Here is a 16,449-nt window from a genome sequence, read left to right as displayed (position 1 = left end):
GCTTGGCCTTCCTCTGCTGCTGGTTTACCCTCTTGAGGCTCAGGTCTATGTGCCCCTTCTCGGGGTCAACGCGGATGACCTTGACGACTACCTTCTGGCCCTCCTTCACGTAGTCCCTGATGTTCTTAACCCAGGTTGGAGCCACCTCGCTTATGTGCATGAAGCCCTCCTTTCCGGGATACTCGTCAAGGGTAAGGAACGCTCCGTACGGGTGAATGTTCTTGACGGTAGCGACGACGAATTCTCCCTCCTCGGGAAACTCCTTGGCTTTCCTCGGCATTCTAACCACCTCTAAATTTTTCTCTCCGGAAGGTTTACGAGAAGAGGTTTTTAAAAGTTTGGCGGGGAGTAAAAAGGAAGGAAATCACTCGAGAACCTCGAGTATCTTGGCCTTGATGACACCCTTTCCGCCGGTCGGCTCGACGAGCGTTGCACCGCAGACGAGGCAGCGGACCTTAGTAGCAGGGTGGCTGAAGACTATCTGCTCGTTGCCGCAGTCAATGCACTTGACGCGGAGGAACCTGCTCCTCGGCATCGGGATGAGGTTCTTCGGGAGCGCCATGTTCACACCTCCACGAGCTCGAACTTCTTAACGCGGAAGCCCTTTCCTCTGGTGTGTGCCTTACCGCAGACGGTGCACCTAAAGCGGAGGTCGAGCTTCTTGACCGGCTTCTCTCTTCCGGCCGGGTTCGGCCTTGGGAAACCGCGGTAACCCTTGAGGATTCTGCGGAAGCGCCTCTGACCCTGGCTGAGCTCGCTCCTCGGCCTCTTCTTGACCTTCTCTACCTTGTGGATGGTGTGCTTCTTACAGTACGGACAATACGTCCTTATCTGCTTCGGGTATTTCATCTCACTCACCTCCACTGGGAGCCCGGCGGGTTCCTTAACGGATACCCCCGAGCCATGAGCCGATGATTAGCTCGGGTTCCCGGTTTGAGACGATGTTTAAAAAGCTTTTTCCCGGTTCCGAAACTTTTAAATACGAAAAGTTACTAAAATGTGTCGGTGATGGGAAATGAGAAGGATGATAGACATAGTCAGGGAGGCCAAAAAGGTTGAGGAAAAGGCAGAGAAGGACTACAAAAAGCTTCTCAAGAAGCTTAACAAGCCTGAGTATGCGGATTTGAGGGGGCTCGTTCTCAGGCTCGCAATAGACACGGCCTTCCACAAGCGCCTCATGGAAGCCCTTGAGAAGGCCCACAACGACGCCATCAAGCTGGTGGAGGAGTACGCCGTCGAGAAGCCCGACGAGGACTTCGCCCTCATCCCGGGCGTTCCAACGATGGTCATGCCACTCGGCTTCGGCCCGATTGGCGCCAGGATTCCGCCGGAGGAGATAATAGAGGAGTACCTCAAGGACTTCCCGACCGAGGTCGTTCTCCCCGGCACCGATGAGAAGCTCATCGAGATTCTGAGGAAGTACGCCGAGGAAGAGGAGCAGATGAAGGAGCTCTACGAGGAGCTCTCGAAGAGGGCCTTCCACCCCGTTGTGAGGGAGCTCGTTAGGGAAATCAAGAGGAACGAGGAGCAGCACGAGAGCCTCGTCAAGGGCCTCGTCGAGAAGTACTCTAAAGACTGAGTATCAGCGGAACCAAGAAGGGAACGACCGCGGTTAGAATGAACCCGTGGACGAAGGCAACCAGTGCCACCTCCCTTCCCCCAAATTTCGTTATTATCGGCAGAGTCGTGTCCATCGTCGTTGCCCCTCCAATCACCACCGCCTTTTCTGGGTCGATTTTCCTGATTGCAATTGGGTAGAACATGATGGTCAGGATTTCCCTCATCAGATTGCCGAGAAAGCCGACCGCGCCGTAAACCGCGGAGTACTGCGCTATTATCGGGCCCGTCAGCGAGTACCACCCACAACCGGCCCCTATGGCGAGGCCCCATCTTGGCTCTATCCCAAGAATCAGCGACGCCAGCAGTCCGCCGAGGATTGAGCCCGTCAGCGTCAAAAACGGCAGGACAAGGGCCTTTCGTCCGACCTTTCTGAGCTCCTCAGCGTTGAAGTTCATCCCGAGGTCCATCCCAATCATGAATATGAGGACGTAGAGCATCAACTCGTAGGCGTTCCCAAAGTCTGGACTGAAGAAGTGCCCCACGAGCGTTCCGATGGTGAGTGATGCAAGGACGAGGTAGAGAAACCTCACCTGACCACCTCCGCGAGGAGGAGGCTTCCTGCTATCGTCAGAACCGCGAAGAGGGCTGAAACGCCGAGGAGCCAGAGGCCGCTCACCTGAACCTCCCCCGTCTTGACGCCAAGGAAGAAAATCATCGCGAGTAGCGCGACGCTTATCGGAATCTCGAGGTTGGACCTCATGTTCAATCGCTTGAGGACGTATCCAAGGAGCAGTCCCGCGGTGAGGGCTATGAATATGTTCATGTGCAGACGTCAGTTGGAATGCTAATAAAAGTATCGAATGGGCTCGGAGGGTGTTCACGTCATCATCTGTGAGCCCTCAGTTTGCTTGCTATTCTTCATCGCCCGGGAAGGCTTTGAGCGGGGGGTTTTAAACGTTTCCCGAAAATCCCTCGTTTTACGGCTGTTTTCGGCGAAACTTTGGGACTCAAGGTTTTTATGATGAACGTCTCAACTTTCGTGTGGTGGTCGTTATGATTAGGGCATCAGGGCGTGCAATGGGCGTGGAGTACGCGATTAGAGACGTTGTTCTCCCTGCGAGGGAGCTCGAGAAGAAGGGAATAAAGGTCATAAGGCTCAACATAGGTGACCCGGGCAAGTACGACTTTCAGCCCCCGGAGCACATGCAGGAAGCCTACTGTCGCGCCATAAAGGAGGGCCACAACTACTACGGGCCGAGCGAGGGTTTACCCGAGATGAGGGAGGCGGTCGTTAAGAGGGAGAAGTGGAAGAACGGGGTTGATATAACGCCGGATGACGTCCGCGTCACAACGGCCGTAACCGAGGCACTCCAGCTCATATTTGGCTCGCTCCTCAACCCTGGCGACAACATACTCGTTCCAAGTCCGAGCTATCCCCCATACGTCGGCCTAGTCAAGTTCTACGGTGCCGAGCCGAGGGAGTACATGACCGTCGAGGAGAACGGCTGGCAACCGGACATAGACGACATGAGAAAGCTCATTGACGAGAGAACGAAGGCAATAGCCGTCATCAACCCCAACAACCCGACCGGAGCCCTCTACGAGAAGAAGACCGTCAAGGCGATACTTGATTTAGCTGGAGAGTACGACCTGCCGGTTATAAGCGACGAGATTTATGATTTGATGACCTACGAGGGGAAGCATGTTTCACCGGGCTCGCTTACCAAGGACGTTCCAGTTATAGTGATGAACGGCCTTTCCAAGGTTTACTTCGCCACAGGCTGGCGTCTGGGCTACTTCTACTACGTTGACCCCGAGGGCAAGCTCGAAGAGGTGAGGGAGGCGATTGACAAGCTCATGCGCATAAGGATATGCCCGAACACCCCCGCGCAGTTCGCCGCCATAGCGGGCTTAACAGGTCCAATGGACTACCTTGAAGAGTACATGAAAAAGCTCCGCGAGAGAAGAGACTACATCTACAAGCGCATCAACGAGATTCCCGGTGTCAGCGCGGTCAAACCACAGGGAGCGTTCTACATCTTCCCGAGGATTGAGGAGCGCTCGAAGTGGAAGAACGACAAGGAGTTCGTGCTCGATGCCCTCCACGAGGCGCATGTCCTCTTCGTCCACGGCTCCGGCTTCGGAAAGGCTGGCGACTGGCACTTCAGAATCGTCTTCCTCCCGCCGGTCGAGATACTCGAAGAGGCCATGGACAGGTTTGGGGAGTTCATGAGAAAGAGGCTCGGGGCTTGATGCCCCTTTTATCCCCCTGAAACGACAGGGATTACCTCCACAGTAACGCCGTCCTCGACTTTCTCGTCCTCGAGGACAACCCTTCCGTCAATCCTCGCTATCGCGCTCTCGGTGTTGAACCCGACCTCCCTGAGGACATCTGCCACCTTCATACCCTTCTTCCACTCGACTTCCTTCTCGATTCCCCTTCCGAGAACCTTGACCTTAATCATCGCCACCACCTCACGTGAAGAGAACCGTCCTCTTAAAAACGTCCCTGTGGTTTCCAAAGGCCTCGAACATCTTCCCCGAATAATTCTCAACGGTGGAGTCGAGCAGTTTCTTGAGGTTGTAGTTTATGTCGTCGCTCATGGGCATGTAGAGCGGTGCCGGCTCGTAGTAGTCCATTCCCTTGAGGAGCGACGTCGAGAAGTACCAGAGGGTCTTCTTAATCTTCCTCCCCCTGACAGGCGAAAAGCTGGCCTCGCCCCCACCAAAGGCCGCGTGGAGGACTACAATCTTCTCGACCTCGACGCCCTTCTTGAGGAGCCTTCTCCGCTCGGTGCTCTCCAGGTCAACTATCCTGTAACCGCTCCTCGTGGTCTCGTCGTAGTCTATTGAGACGCCATAGACGTCCTCAATCCTCGGGTCGTAGACGAGGACCTCGGTTCCTCCGATGACGTAGAGCTTCCCCTCGCGGACGTCAACGACCGTATTTTCGGTGCTGAGAACGTCTAATCCCTCGGAGACGGCTATGGCCGACATCGTGCTCTTGCCCGTGTGGGGGTAGCCGACGAAGAGAACGGCCCTTCCCTCGGGGTTGACGACGCTCACGGAGTCCGTTATGAAAATCCTGCCCTTCCGCGCGCCGGCCCTCGCCGTCGCCTGAAGGAGGAAGAAAACCGGCGCCTCGTTCTTGTAGGCGGAAGGGACGGCGGACTCGAGCTTGTAGCGGTCCTTTCCGTTGACGTCGTACATCGAGCTGAAGACCCTGAAGGACTCGCCCTTGAAGCGCTCTATCAGAATGTCGGGCTTTATCTCGGCCCTTAGAACGTCCGGCAGGTAGCGCCGAGCGAAAAGCGTTCTAAAGCCGTCAACGAAGCCGTCGTCGAGCTCGCCATCGAAGAGAACACCGACACCTCCGACGCTCAGCATCGTCATCAACGACCCTTCAGTTAGCGGGTTATAAACCCTTCGTCGGAGGTTTTTTATAGAGGGTCGCCAATCGAAGACGAGGCCTATGGTAACGCTCATCATAGCCGAGAAGCCCAACGTCGCGAGAAAGATAGCCTACGCCTTGGCCGAGGGAAAGCCCGTCAGGAAGACAATAGGGAAGGTGAGCTACTACGAGTTCACCCGCGACGGGAAGAAGGTAATCGTAGCTCCTGCCGTCGGCCATCTCTTCTCCCTCGCGCCAAAAACAAAAACCTACGGTTACCCCGTCTTTGACATCGAATGGGTTCCCGTTTACGTCGCCGAGAAGGGCAAGAGCTACGCGAAAGACTACATCAAGGCCTTAGCGACCCTCGCGAAGAAAGCTGACGAGTTCATAGTCGCCTGCGACTACGACACCGAGGGAGAGGTTATCGGCTACACCGCTCTGAAATACGCCTGCGGTGTTGACCCATCAAAGGCCAAGCGCATGAAGTTCTCGGCGTTGACGAAGAAGGACCTTCTCAAAGCCTGGTACAACCTCGAACCGACGATAAACTTCGGAATGGCAGATGCGGGAATAGCGCGCCACGTCCTCGACTGGTACTGGGGGGTGAACCTCTCAAGGGCCTTAACCTCAGCCATAAAGCGCGCCAGCGGGAAGTGGATGGTTCTCTCCACTGGCAGGGTTCAGGGGCCAACCTTAAAGTTTCTCGTTGAGAGAGAAAAGGAAATCCAGAACTTCAAGCCGAAACCGTACTGGGTCATCAAGATGATTCTTGAAAAAGAGGGCAAGCAGTACACAGCGACCTACGAGAAGGACAAGATATGGGACGAGGAAGAGGCGAAGAGAATCGTCCAGGAGGCCAAGAAGGGGCCGGCCTTCGTTGAGAAAGTAGAAGTGAAACAGCAGAAGAGGAATCCTCCAGTGCCCTTCGACCTCGGAACGCTCCAGAGGGAGGCCTATTCTGCCTTTGGATATTCCCCTAAAAAGACATTAGAGCTCGCACAGCGCCTGTATGAGCGCGGGCTCTCGAGCTATCCGAGAACAAGCTCGCAGAAGCTCCCCAAGAACCTCAACTTCCGCTCGATACTCCAGAACCTTGCGAAGTTGCCAGAGTACAAGCCCTTCGCCCACGAGCTTTTGGGCAAAGGTAACCTTAAGCCCGTCGAGGGCAAGAAGGAAGACCCGGCGCACCCTGCAATATATCCAACGGGTGAGCTTCCAAAGCCTGGAGAGCTCACAAAGGATGAGCAAAACCTCTACGACCTCATCGTCAGGCGTTTCTTGGCGCTCTTCATGGAGCCGGCAGTAAGGGAGAGTGTGAAGGTAATCATAAACTCCAACGGGCATCGCTTCATCCTGAGCGGTGCTAGAACCCTCAAGGAGGGCTGGCTGAAGGTCTATGGGAAATATGTCAAGTTCGATGAGGTAATCCTTCCCCAGTTCAAGGAAGGCGAGCCCGTCAAGGTCGTCCAGATTAAGCGCGAGAAGAAGAAAACGAAACCTCCAGCGAGGTACTCTCCAGCGGCCGTAATCAAGAAGATGGAGGACCTGGGGATAGGAACAAAGGCAACGCGTGCGCAAATCCTTGAAACGCTTTATAACAGGGGCTACATTGAGGGTAAGAAGAAAATAAAAGTCACACCGCTGGGAATGCGCGTCGTTGAAGCGCTTGAGAAGAACGTGCCGGACATAGTGAGCGTTGAACTCACGAGGGCCTTCGAGGAAAAGATGGAGGAGATAATGGCCGGGAAGGCAAAGAAGGACGAGGTAATCGAGGAGAGCAAGGAGCAATTGATTAAAATCCTCGAGGTCTTCAAGGAGAAGGAGCTCGACATCGGAAAAATGCTCCTTGAGACGACGGGAACTGGAGTTACGACCTCGAAGGACTCGGTCCGAGTGGAGAAATCAAAGTCCCAGTCGGGGGCTTCCGCGAAATCCGGGATGGAAGAGCCGAAGAAGACCAAGTCCCCGGAGAGGCAGAGGCTCGTCCTTGGAAAGTGCCCCAAGTGCGGTGGTGATTTGGTTCTCAAATACAACAGGAAAACCGGCAAGCGCTTCGTCGGCTGCTCCAACTGGCCGAAGTGCAACGTCACCTATCCAATCCTCCAGCGCGGGGAAGTGATTCCCACCGGAAAGACCTGCTGCAACGGCGCCCCGGTCGTGAAGATTCGCGAGAAGGGAAGAGAATACGAGATTTGCCTTGACATGAACTGCAAGGACTGGAAGCGATAGCCTTATCTTTACTTATGATGAATTCCCATCATGGACGAGTGGGAGAGGACTGCAAAGGTTCTGCTAGCCAACGCCCGTGAGTTCCTTGAAAGGCTCCGCGACGAGGTCAGGCTGAACGAGGTAACTGTGGCGAGCCTCCTCGATGTCCAGTCGACCTTCGTCCTCGGTTTGGCGGACGCGAGCCTTTACGCCTTCTCCATCGGGCGGGACGAAATCGTTGAGAGCTCTTACAGGCTATTCCTAGAGGGGTTGGAGGTTCTCAAGGCGGGCCACCTCTTAATCAACGAGCCGGAGCTCGACCTGTGGCTTTCTCCCCTCAGGGAGATGAACCCTGAGAGGGGCTTTTCCCTCGATAGGCGCTTTTCTCTCCTCGGGGAACCAAAGCCAACGATGGTCTGGGCTAACCGGGTTGTCCAGCTCAGGAACGCCCTCCACGGAAAACCCGTTAAGGACCCTCTCAGGAGCATCGGCTACGGGATAGGGGAGAGCGATAGGCGCTTTCCCGTTCTGTTGAAGGCTGTTAGAAGGCTCTACACGCTCCATCCTGCCCCCATTGATGAGACGGCGAGGCTTTTAGCCCTCGAGCTCGGTCTAGGGCTCGACGAGAAACCGCTGGAATGCTCCGACGGAACCTGCGAGGCGATAACGGAACTGCCGGACGTTTCGGACTTCAGGAAAACTGTCTCGGGAGAGATTGAGCTCTACTACCTCATCGAGAACTCCAAGGATATAAGCTCGCCCTGGGGAAGCCTGAGTGTTGGGAATGCGAGGGAGATAGTGGTCTTTTCAAGGAAGAAGGGAAAGGGGTTCAGACTCAGAGGAGCTCCTTGAGGAGCTTTATCCTCCTCGAGCTGAGGAGGACCTTGGGGTGCTTGAGGAGGGCCTTTATGACCTCTCCGTAGTCTCCACCTGCTATCTTCTCCGCGTCGGCGCCGCTGAGAATCTGTATGAAGAGGTCGAGGTCTTCATCTGTGAGCTTCTCGGTAACGCGCCTGACCTTTAGAACCTTTTCAAGCCTCTTTCCGTCGGTCTCCCACCACTCCTTGGTGTAGTTCTGGAGGAGTGAGAGGTTCTCCTCTTCGAGGGCCTTGACTATCCACTTGCTCGCTATGGTTCCGGCTTCCATCGCCTCTGCCATTCCACCGCCGTGCATCGGGTTGACCTGCCTTGCCGCATCGCCGACGACGAGAACGTTGTCCTTGACGAGCTCCTTGACGAAGCCTCCAACCGGAACGACGCCAACGTTGATTTCGAGGAGCTTCTTGGCTGGGATGTTGTTCTCCTTCAGCCACTTGTCGAGGTAGTACTTGGCCGTCTGCGGGTTGTCGGAGTTGATTCCAATTCCAACGTTGGCCCTGTCCTCGTCCTTCGGGAAGACCCAGACGTAACCGCGAGGTGCTATCTCGTTGCCGAACCAGAGGTGTATCAGGTCGGGGTCGAATCCCTCTATGAGCATCTCATATTCGTAGCTCGAATCGAACTCGTGAGGCGGGGCGTAGGTGTTTATGCCGGCTTTCCTCGCTATCGTGCTCTCAACGCCGTCAGCCGCGACGATAACATCCGCGTAAATCTCAACGGGCTCATCCTCGTGCTTGGCCTTGATTCCAACGACCTTTCCATCTTTCCTTATGACGTCTAAGGCCTCAGTTCTCGCGAGAACGTCGGCTCCAGCCTTGGCGGCGTAGTAGGCGAGCATCTTGTCGAAGACCTTCCTCTCGAGGATAACGCCGCTGACGTCCTTGTACCTCATCTCAAGCTCGTAACCGCTCGGTGAGTAGAGTTTCGCTCCGTAAATCTCGCGGTTGATGAAGCGCTTGTCGTAGGGAATGTCGTACTTCTCAAAGACCTTTATGCTTATGCCCTCGGCGCACTGCTTTGGAGTGCCTATCGCCCACTTTTTATCAATGAGCAGGACAGAAAAACCGGCCCTGGCAACGTTTCTGGCGACTATGGGCCCTGCTATTCCTGCCCCAACGACGACGACATCGTACTTCCAGCTCATGCTTTCACCTCCAGGGGCTCGGCGCTCAGCGCTCCGACCGGACAGGCGTTTACACATATCTTACAGCTTATGCACTTGTCCTGCAGAAACTCCCAGCCGCTCGAGTGCACCTCTATTGCCAACGTCGGGCAGACCCCAGCACAGCCACCGCAGAGGTAGCAACGGTCTTCGTTAACGACGATTTTAATCTTCTCCGGCATCGTCTTCACCGCCGAGCTTTGCCTTTAACCTCTCGTCGTCTATCGTTATAACGCCGTCTTTTATTTTTAACGGAACGAACCTGTCCAGCTCGCTCGCCTTCTGGAGAACTTCCCTCTCCTTGAGGTTGAGCCTGTCGCTGAGCTCGTCAACGGTGGCCGAGCCGTTGAGGAGAACGTAGTGGAGGATTGCCAGCTGGGTCATGTCGCCGATTTCCTTGAGGTAGGTCTCCTTAATCATCGCCATGAGTCTGTTTCGCTGGCTCTCCACCGCTTGGAGCTCCCTGAGGATTTCTTCAAGCTTTTTGCTCAAGTTCCTGAAGGTTAGAATCATCTCTCCGAGGTTTTTGGGTTCCTCTGGGAGTTCTATCGGAACCTTGGGCTCCTCGTTCAGGTCGAGCCCGCGGTACCAGAAGATGTTGGGGGTTATCGTGACGACGTACGTCTTGGCAATGTTTATGTCGTAGTACTTCCTCGCGGGGCCGATGAAGGGACCCTCACGCTCGTAGGATTTGAGTATCCCCTCGCGTTCCATTATTTTAAGGTGCTTCGCTACGGCCGTTGAGGAGACGCTAACCTTACTGCTCAGAAAACTGAAGTAGCACTCGGTGCAGGTGAGGTGGCTGAGTAAATCGCGCCTCACCTTGTTCCCGAGGATGTAGAAAATGTCGGGTTCATTCATGGCCCACACCCACCCAAACCTGTGACGTAAAGCTTATATATTGGACATTAAACTTAAGGTTGCAAACCAGGGGATTTTCACCCGAAGAAAATGGTTCGCGAGGATTATAAACCTTTAGATGGAGGTGTGATGGATGGGACTGATTAGTGATGCCGACAAGAAGGTAATAAAGGAAGAGTTCTTTTCCAAGCTCACCGAGCCGGTTAAGCTCATGGTCTTCATCGGAAAGGACCACTGCCAGTACTGCGACCAGCTCAAGCAGCTCGTTCAGGAGCTTGCCGAGCTGAGCGACAAGCTGAGCTACGAGGTCATAGACTTCGACACCGAGGAGGGCAAGAAGAAGGCCGAGGAGTACAGGATTGACCGCGCTCCAGCGGTTAGCATAACCAGAAACGGCCAGGACGTCGGTGTCAGGTTCTTCGGCCTTCCAGCGGGACACGAGTTCGGTGCCTTTCTCGAGGACATCGTTGACGTCAGCAACATGACCACTGATTTGATGCCCGAGAGCAAGGAGGAGCTCGCCAAGATTGACAGGGACGTCAGGATACTCGTCTTCGTCACCCCGACCTGCCCATACTGCCCGCTCGCGGTTAGGATGGCCCACAAGTTCGCCATCGAGAACACCAAGGCGGGCAAGGGCAAGATACTCGGCGACATGGTTGAGGCTATTGAGTATCCAGAGTGGGCCGACCAGTACAGCGTCATGGCTGTGCCAAAGGTAGTAATTCAGGTGGACGGCGAGAACAGGGTTCAGTTCGAGGGTGCTTATCCGGAGAAGATGTTCATGGAGAAGCTCCTCGCGGCTCTGGAGTGAGCCTTTCTCTTTTATCCTTCCGCCTGTGACCATAGTTTAAAAGGGTTTTTCAAACCAGTCTGCGTTAAATGAACAATCCAATACATCAACGAACCGAAACGGGCTGAAAAACGGTTCTTAAACTTTACGCAACCGATATAAAGCCTCTCCACCGAGATACCACTCGAAAAGCTTATATACCGGAACCCGCAGGTGGGGGTAGTGATATCGTTCTAATAAAAAACGTTAAGGGGGCAATTCTCGGTGGCGGCGAAAAAGGAGTTTGATATATTCACTCACGTGCTGGTTCCCGAGCACAGAATCCTCAGCGAGGAGGAGAAGGAGGAGCTCCTCAAGAAGTACAGGATTAGGATTTCCCAGCTTCCGCAGATTAAGGCTTCTGACCCTGCTGTCGTTGCCCTTGGAGCCAAGCCCGGCGATGTCATCGAGATAAAGAGGAAGAGCCCCACGGCGGGTTACTACTACTATTACCGCCTCGTCGTGGAGGACTGATTTTAGGGGTGAGAGTTTATGAGCAGAGGAGTTACGGTTAACGAGCCCACTCTAACTCCGGACGAGCTCTGGCTCGTTATGGAATCCTACTGGAAGGAAAAGGGTCTTGTGAGACAGCACCTCGATTCTTACAACGCCTTCATCGACCACGGCCTTCAGCAGGTTGTCAACGAGTTCGGCGGCGTTAAGCCGGACATTCCCGGCCTCGAGGTCAAGTTCGGAAGAATTAGGCTCGGTGAGCCCGAGTTCCAGGAGGCCCAGGGACAGAGAAGACCGCTCTATCCGATGGACGCGAGAATAAGGAACCTCACCTATTCCGCCCCGCTATACCTTGAGATGATTCCTGTCGTCAACGGCATCGAGCAGGAGCCTGTGGAGGTTCGCATCGGTGAGCTACCGATAATGCTCAAGTCTAAGGCCTGCCGTCTCTACGGTCTCAGCGATGAGGAGCTCATAAAGCTTGGAGAGGACCCGAAGGACCCGGGAGGATACTTCATCATAAACGGCTCAGAGAGGGTTATCGTTTCTATCGAAGACCTCGCCCCGAACAAGACCCTCGTCGAGAGGGACGAGAGGCAGAACCGCGTTATAGCGAAGGTCTTCTCCTACAGGCATGGCTACAGGGCCTTGATAACTGTCGAGAGGAAGAAGGATGGAATCCTTTACGTTTCCATCCCGAACGTTCCCAAGCCGGTCAAGTTCGTCTACGTGATGAGAGCCCTCGGTCTCCTCAGCGATAAGGAGATAGTTGAGGCCGTCAGCGACGACCCGAGGATTCAGCAGATTCTCTTCGACAACCTCGAGGATGCAAGCGACATAAGGACCCAGGAGGAGGCTTTGGACCTCATAGGCAGGCTCTCACTTCCGGGCCAGCCCAAGGAGTACAGGCTCAAGAGGGCCGAGCACATCATAGACAACAACCTCCTCCCGCACATGGGCGTCGAGCCCGAGAGGAGGAGGGCCAAAGCTTATTACCTCGGCATGATGGCCCTTAAAGTCCTTGAGCTTTCGCTCGGCCTGCGCGGTGAGGACGACAAGGACCACTACGCCAATAAGAGGCTCAAGCTGGCAGGAGACCTCCTCAAGGACCTCTTCAGAATCGCCTTCGGCCAGCTCGTCAAGGACATGCAGTACCAGATGACCAAGACCTACCAGAGGAAGGGCGAGCGCTACACCTTCGAGAACGTTCAGAGGTTTGTGAGAAACTCGATAAGGCCCGACGTTCTCAGCGAGAGGATTGAGCACGCCCTCGCCACCGGCGCCTGGCCCGGCGGAAGGACCGGTGTCAGCCAGCTTTTGGATAGAACCAACTACATCTCTACCCTCTCGCACCTCAGGCGCGTGACTTCACCGCTCAGCAGGGACCAGCCCCACTTCGAGGCCCGTGACTTGCACGGAACCCACTGGGGTAGAATCTGTCCCACCGAGACTCCCGAAGGTCCGAACTGTGGTCTCGTCAAGAACTTAGCTTTGATGTCCCAGATAACCACCGGCGTCCCCGAGGAGGAGGTCCGCGAGTACCTCATGAAGCTCGGCATAGTCCCGATTGAGGAGAGAAGGCCCGCCCCGGGTCTTTACCGCGTCTACCTCAACGGTGTTCTCATCGGGACCATTGAGGATGGCCAGGCTCTTGTGGACAGAATTAGGGCCGACAGAAGGAGCGGTAAGATAAGCGACGTCATAAACGTGGCCATCTACGAGGACGAGGAAGTTAAGGAAATCTACGTCAACAGCGACGACGGTCGCGTCAGGAGGCCCCTCATCATAGTCGAGAACGGCAAGCCCAAGCTCACCCGCGAGCACATCGAGGCCGTTAAGAACGGCCAGCTCACCTGGAGCGACCTCGTGAAGATGGGAGTTATCGAATACCTCGACGCAGAAGAGGAAGAGAACGCCTACGTTGCAACCTGGCCGTGGGAGGTCACCGAGGAGCACACTCACCTTGAGCTTATGCCGGCAGCGATACTCGGTATCCCTGCTTCGCTCGTTCCTTATCCAGAGCACAACGCGGCCCCGCGTAACACCTACGGCGCGGGTATGGCCAAGCAAAGCCTCGGTCTCGGCTGGGCCAACTTCAGGATTAGAGTTGACACCCGCGGTCACCTCATGCACTACCCGCAGGTTCCGCTCGTTAACTCGCGCATAATGAAGGCAGTCGGTTTCGAGGAGAGGCCGGCTGGCCAGAACTTCGTCGTTGCGGTGCTCAGCTACCACGGCTACAACATGGAGGATGCCGTAATCATCAACAAGGCCTCAATCGAGCGCGGTCTCGCTCGTTCGACCTTCTTCAGGACATACGAGGCTGAAGAGAAGAGGTATCTGGGCGGTCAGAAGGACACCTTTGAGGTTCCCGACCCGACGATACAGGGCTACCTCGGCGAGAAATACTACAGGCACCTTGATGAGGACGGTCTCATCTTCCCCGAGTCCAAGGTCGAAGGAAAGGACGTCCTCGTTGGTAGAACTTCCCCGCCGAGGTTCCTTGAGGAGCAGAGTGGTATCGGCGGAATGGCCCTTCAGGGAAGGAGGGAAACGAGCGTAACTGTCAGGCCGAGCGAGAGAGGTATAGTTGACAAGGTCATCGTCACCGAGACCGGCGACGGAACCAAGCTCGTCAAGGTCACCGTCAGGGACCTGCGCATTCCAGAGCTCGGTGACAAGTTCGCTTCAAGGCACGGTCAGAAGGGTGTTATCGGTTTAATCGTCCCGCAGGAGGACATGCCCTGGACCGAGAGCGGTATCGTTCCGGATTTGATAGTCAACCCGCACGGTATCCCGAGCCGTATGACCGTCGGACAGCTCATAGAGGCCATCGGCGGAAAGGTCGCCTCGCTCAAGGGAAGGCGCGTTGACGGTACTGCATTCATAGGTGAACCCGAGGAGAGGCTCAGGAAGGAGCTCGAGGAGCTCGGCTTCAAGCACAGCGGAAGGGAGGTCATGTACGACGGCATAACCGGCAGGCGCCTTGAGGCTGATATATTCGTCGGCGTCATCTACTACCAGAGGCTTCACCACATGGTCGCGGACAAGATGCACGCGCGCTCAAGAGGCCCGGTTCAGGTTCTCACCAAGCAGCCCACCGAGGGAAGGGCGAGAGAGGGCGGTCTCAGGTTCGGTGAGATGGAGCGTGACGTCCTCATCGGCCACGGCGCGGCGATGTTGCTCATCGAGCGTCTCCTTGAGGAGAGCGACAAGACGGAAGTATGGGTCTGCGAGAGCTGTGGACACCTGGCACTTGAGGACAAGCGCCGCGGTAAGGTCTACTGTCCCGTCTGTGGCGAGGAGGAGAAGATAAGCAAGGTCGAGATGAGCTACGCGTTTAAACTGCTCCTCGACGAGCTGAAGGCGATGGTGATTAGGCCTTCCCTCAAGTTGAAGGATAGGGTGTGATGGCCATGCAGTCGATGAAAAAGGTCATCGGGAGTATCGAGTTCGGAATACTCTCACCCCAGGAAATCAGAAAGATGAGTGCGGCGGAGATTACCGTCCCGGACACCTACGACGATGACGGTTACCCCATCGAAGGCGGTCTGATGGACAAGAGGCTCGGTGTCATTGACCCTGGCCTTAGGTGTGAGACCTGTGGGGCAAGGGCCGGCGAGTGTCCCGGCCACTTCGGCCACGTCGAGCTTGCGAGACCTGTCATCCACGTCGGATTCGCCAAGACCATCCACAGGGTTCTCGAAAGCACCTGCCGCGAGTGTGGCAGGATAAAGCTCACCGACGAGGAGATAGAGGAGTACATGAAGAAGTTCGAGGTCGTCGGTGACAGGAAGAAGGCCAAGGACAGGCTTATCAAGGAGATTCACAAGAAGGCCAAGGAGAGAATGGTCTGCCCGCACTGTGGAGCGCCGCAGTTCCCGATTAAGTTCGAGAGGCCCACCATCTACTGGGAGCTCAGGAAGGATGAGGAGGGCAACGAGTACAAGCACAGGATGATGCCGAGCGAGGTTCGCGACAGGCTCGAGAAGATACCCGACAAGGACTTACCTCTCCTTGGACTCCACCCCGAGAAGTCCCGCCCGGAGTGGATGGTTCTCACCGTCCTCCCGGTTCCGCCCGTTACCATGAGGCCGTCAATCACCCTCGAAAGCGGTATCAGAGCCGAGGACGACCTCACCCACAAGCTCGTTGACATAATTCGTATCAACAACAGGCTCAAGAGCAACATTGAGGCAGGAGCACCTCAGCTTATCATCGAAGACCTCTGGGACCTCCTCCAGTACCACGTGACAACTTACATCAACAACGAGACCTCGGGCATTCCTCCTGCCAAGCACAAGAGCGGAAGGCCCCTCAAGACCCTCGCCCAGAGGCTTAAGGGTAAGGAGGGCCGCTTCCGTGGAAACCTCAGCGGTAAGCGTGTTAACTTCTCGGCAAGAACAGTCATCAGCCCAGACCCCATGATAAGCATCAACGAGGTCGGCGTTCCGATAGCGGTCGCCATGGAGCTCACCGTTCCGGAGAAGGTCACCGAGTTCAACTTCGAGAAGCTCAGGCAGAGGGTTCTCAACGGTCCCGACAAGTATCCTGGAGCCAACTACGTTATTGACCCCGAGGGAAGGAGAATCCGCCTCATGGAAACCAACCGCGAGAAGATAGCAAACGAGCTCCTCGACATCGGCTGGACCGTCGAGAGGCACCTTGAGGACGGCGACATAGTTCTCTTCAACAGACAGCCCTCACTTCACAGGATGAGCATAATGGCCCACCGCGTCAGGGTTATGCCCTACAGAACCTTCCGCCTCAACCTTGCCGTCTGTCCGCCCTACAACGCCGATTTCGACGGTGACGAGATGAACCTCCACGTACCCCAGACCGAGGAGGCTCAGGCTGAGGCAAAGATACTCATGGAGGTCCAGAACCACATAATCTCCCCAAGATACGGAGGCCCGCTCATCGCTGGAATTCAGGACCACATCTCCGGCGGCTACCTGCTCACGCGCGAGGGAGCTTACTTCACCCGCTCAGAGGTTGAGCAGATGCTCATGTTCGCCGGCGTTGACGTTGAGGAGCTTCCCGAACCTGACAAGGTCGAGAACGGCGTCGAGCTCTGGAGTGGAAAGACGATATTCTCGC

18 protein-coding genes are annotated in these 16,449 nt (G+C 55.6%); 8 read left to right on the top strand and 10 right to left on the bottom strand.

The genetic code is table 11. From position 1 onward, the window contains the following. From MVO87_RS09380 to MVO87_RS09370, 3 genes are all read right to left on the bottom strand, one after another. The coding region (locus tag MVO87_RS09380) for a S1 RNA-binding domain-containing protein (RefSeq protein ID WP_297552960.1) at nt 1-280 on the bottom strand (280 nt) is incomplete at its 3' end. Between the two features lie 84 nt (nt 281-364). Further along, on the bottom strand, nt 365-562 hold the full coding sequence (locus MVO87_RS09375) for a 30S ribosomal protein S27e (protein WP_015859102.1): 198 nt from the start codon (nt 560-562) through the stop codon (nt 365-367). A 2-nt stretch (nt 563-564) separates the two neighbouring features. Further along, complete coding sequence (locus MVO87_RS09370; RefSeq protein ID WP_042688957.1) at nt 565-849, bottom strand: 50S ribosomal protein L44e; 285 nt, start codon at nt 847-849, stop codon at nt 565-567. A 166-nt stretch (nt 850-1,015) separates the two neighbouring features. Here MVO87_RS09370 and MVO87_RS09365 point away from each other — a divergent pair, with 166 nt between their 5' ends. After that, complete coding sequence (locus tag MVO87_RS09365) at nt 1,016-1,579, top strand: ferritin family protein (RefSeq protein ID WP_297512865.1); 564 nt, start codon at nt 1,016-1,018, stop codon at nt 1,577-1,579. Here the strand turns inward: MVO87_RS09365 and MVO87_RS09360 are convergent. Together MVO87_RS09360 and MVO87_RS09355 are read right to left on the bottom strand one after the other, a co-directional pair. Next, a complete protein-coding gene (locus MVO87_RS09360) occupies nt 1,569-2,150 on the bottom strand; it encodes a LysO family transporter (protein ID WP_297512867.1) in 582 nt (193 codons plus the stop codon). The two genes, MVO87_RS09365 and MVO87_RS09360, sit on opposite strands and share 11 nt — an antisense overlap. Then, nucleotides 2,147-2,383 (bottom strand): hypothetical protein, encoded by a 237-nt coding sequence (locus MVO87_RS09355; RefSeq protein WP_297512869.1) that lies wholly within the window; start codon nt 2,381-2,383, stop codon nt 2,147-2,149. The genes MVO87_RS09360 and MVO87_RS09355 overlap by 4 nt, the downstream gene beginning before the upstream one ends. Nucleotides 2,384-2,613: 230 nt before the next feature. Here MVO87_RS09355 and MVO87_RS09350 point away from each other — a divergent pair, with 230 nt between their 5' ends. Further along, nucleotides 2,614-3,813: a pyridoxal phosphate-dependent aminotransferase gene (locus MVO87_RS09350; RefSeq protein WP_297552964.1), complete on the top strand. Its 1,200-nt coding sequence runs from the start codon at nt 2,614-2,616 to the stop codon at nt 3,811-3,813. 8 nt (nt 3,814-3,821) lie between these two features. Here MVO87_RS09350 and MVO87_RS09345 read toward each other — a convergent pair whose 3' ends face one another. Together MVO87_RS09345 and MVO87_RS09340 are read right to left on the bottom strand one after the other, a co-directional pair. Then, complete coding sequence (locus MVO87_RS09345; protein ID WP_297552962.1) at nt 3,822-4,025, bottom strand: MoaD/ThiS family protein; 204 nt, start codon at nt 4,023-4,025, stop codon at nt 3,822-3,824. A gap of 10 nt (nt 4,026-4,035) precedes the next feature. Further along, nucleotides 4,036-4,947: a hypothetical protein gene (locus MVO87_RS09340; protein WP_297512354.1), complete on the bottom strand. Its 912-nt coding sequence runs from the start codon at nt 4,945-4,947 to the stop codon at nt 4,036-4,038. Between the two features lie 85 nt (nt 4,948-5,032). Here MVO87_RS09340 and topA point away from each other — a divergent pair, with 85 nt between their 5' ends. Together topA and MVO87_RS09330 are read left to right on the top strand one after the other, a co-directional pair. Next, nucleotides 5,033-7,183 (top strand): DNA topoisomerase I, encoded by a 2,151-nt coding sequence (gene topA / locus MVO87_RS09335; RefSeq protein WP_297512351.1) that lies wholly within the window; start codon nt 5,033-5,035, stop codon nt 7,181-7,183. A 30-nt stretch (nt 7,184-7,213) separates the two neighbouring features. Then, entirely contained in the window at nt 7,214-8,014 is an 801-nt protein-coding gene (locus MVO87_RS09330) for a hypothetical protein (RefSeq protein WP_297552958.1), read from the top strand. On the opposite strand, the gene MVO87_RS09325 is transcribed toward MVO87_RS09330, so the two are convergent. The 3 genes from MVO87_RS09325 to surR are packed head-to-tail and all read right to left on the bottom strand — an operon-like array spanning nt 7,998 to nt 10,064. Further along, nucleotides 7,998-9,185 (bottom strand): geranylgeranyl reductase family protein, encoded by a 1,188-nt coding sequence (locus MVO87_RS09325; protein WP_297513236.1) that lies wholly within the window; start codon nt 9,183-9,185, stop codon nt 7,998-8,000. The two genes, MVO87_RS09330 and MVO87_RS09325, sit on opposite strands and share 17 nt — an antisense overlap. After that, complete coding sequence (locus MVO87_RS09320) at nt 9,182-9,385, bottom strand: DUF362 domain-containing protein (protein ID WP_297513238.1); 204 nt, start codon at nt 9,383-9,385, stop codon at nt 9,182-9,184. The genes MVO87_RS09325 and MVO87_RS09320 overlap by 4 nt, the downstream gene beginning before the upstream one ends. Then, complete coding sequence (gene surR / locus MVO87_RS09315; RefSeq protein ID WP_297552956.1) at nt 9,369-10,064, bottom strand: sulfur metabolism transcriptional regulator SurR; 696 nt, start codon at nt 10,062-10,064, stop codon at nt 9,369-9,371. The genes MVO87_RS09320 and surR overlap by 17 nt, the downstream gene beginning before the upstream one ends. Nucleotides 10,065-10,197: 133 nt before the next feature. Here surR and pdo point away from each other — a divergent pair, with 133 nt between their 5' ends. The 4 genes from pdo to MVO87_RS09295 form a co-directional block, all read left to right on the top strand. Next, entirely contained in the window at nt 10,198-10,878 is a 681-nt protein-coding gene (pdo, locus tag MVO87_RS09310; protein WP_297552955.1) for a protein disulfide oxidoreductase, read from the top strand. A gap of 243 nt (nt 10,879-11,121) precedes the next feature. Continuing rightward, nucleotides 11,122-11,370 carry a DNA-directed RNA polymerase subunit H gene (locus MVO87_RS09305; protein WP_042688985.1) on the top strand — a complete coding sequence of 83 codons (249 nt, stop codon included), beginning with the start codon at nt 11,122-11,124 and terminating at the stop codon, nt 11,368-11,370. 18 nt (nt 11,371-11,388) lie between these two features. After that, complete coding sequence (locus tag MVO87_RS09300; RefSeq protein WP_297516774.1) at nt 11,389-14,760, top strand: DNA-directed RNA polymerase subunit B; 3,372 nt, start codon at nt 11,389-11,391, stop codon at nt 14,758-14,760. 5 nt (nt 14,761-14,765) lie between these two features. Beyond that, nucleotides 14,766-16,449, top strand: a 1,684-nt coding sequence (locus MVO87_RS09295; protein WP_297552954.1) for a DNA-directed RNA polymerase subunit A', incomplete at its 3' end; no start/stop codon positions are given.

Source organism: Thermococcus sp., from assembly GCF_027063845.1.
Lineage (GTDB): Archaea > Methanobacteriota_B > Thermococci > Thermococcales > Thermococcaceae > Thermococcus.
Note: the sequence above shows the minus strand (reverse complement) of the source record. Positions and strands in the feature narration are given on the sequence as shown.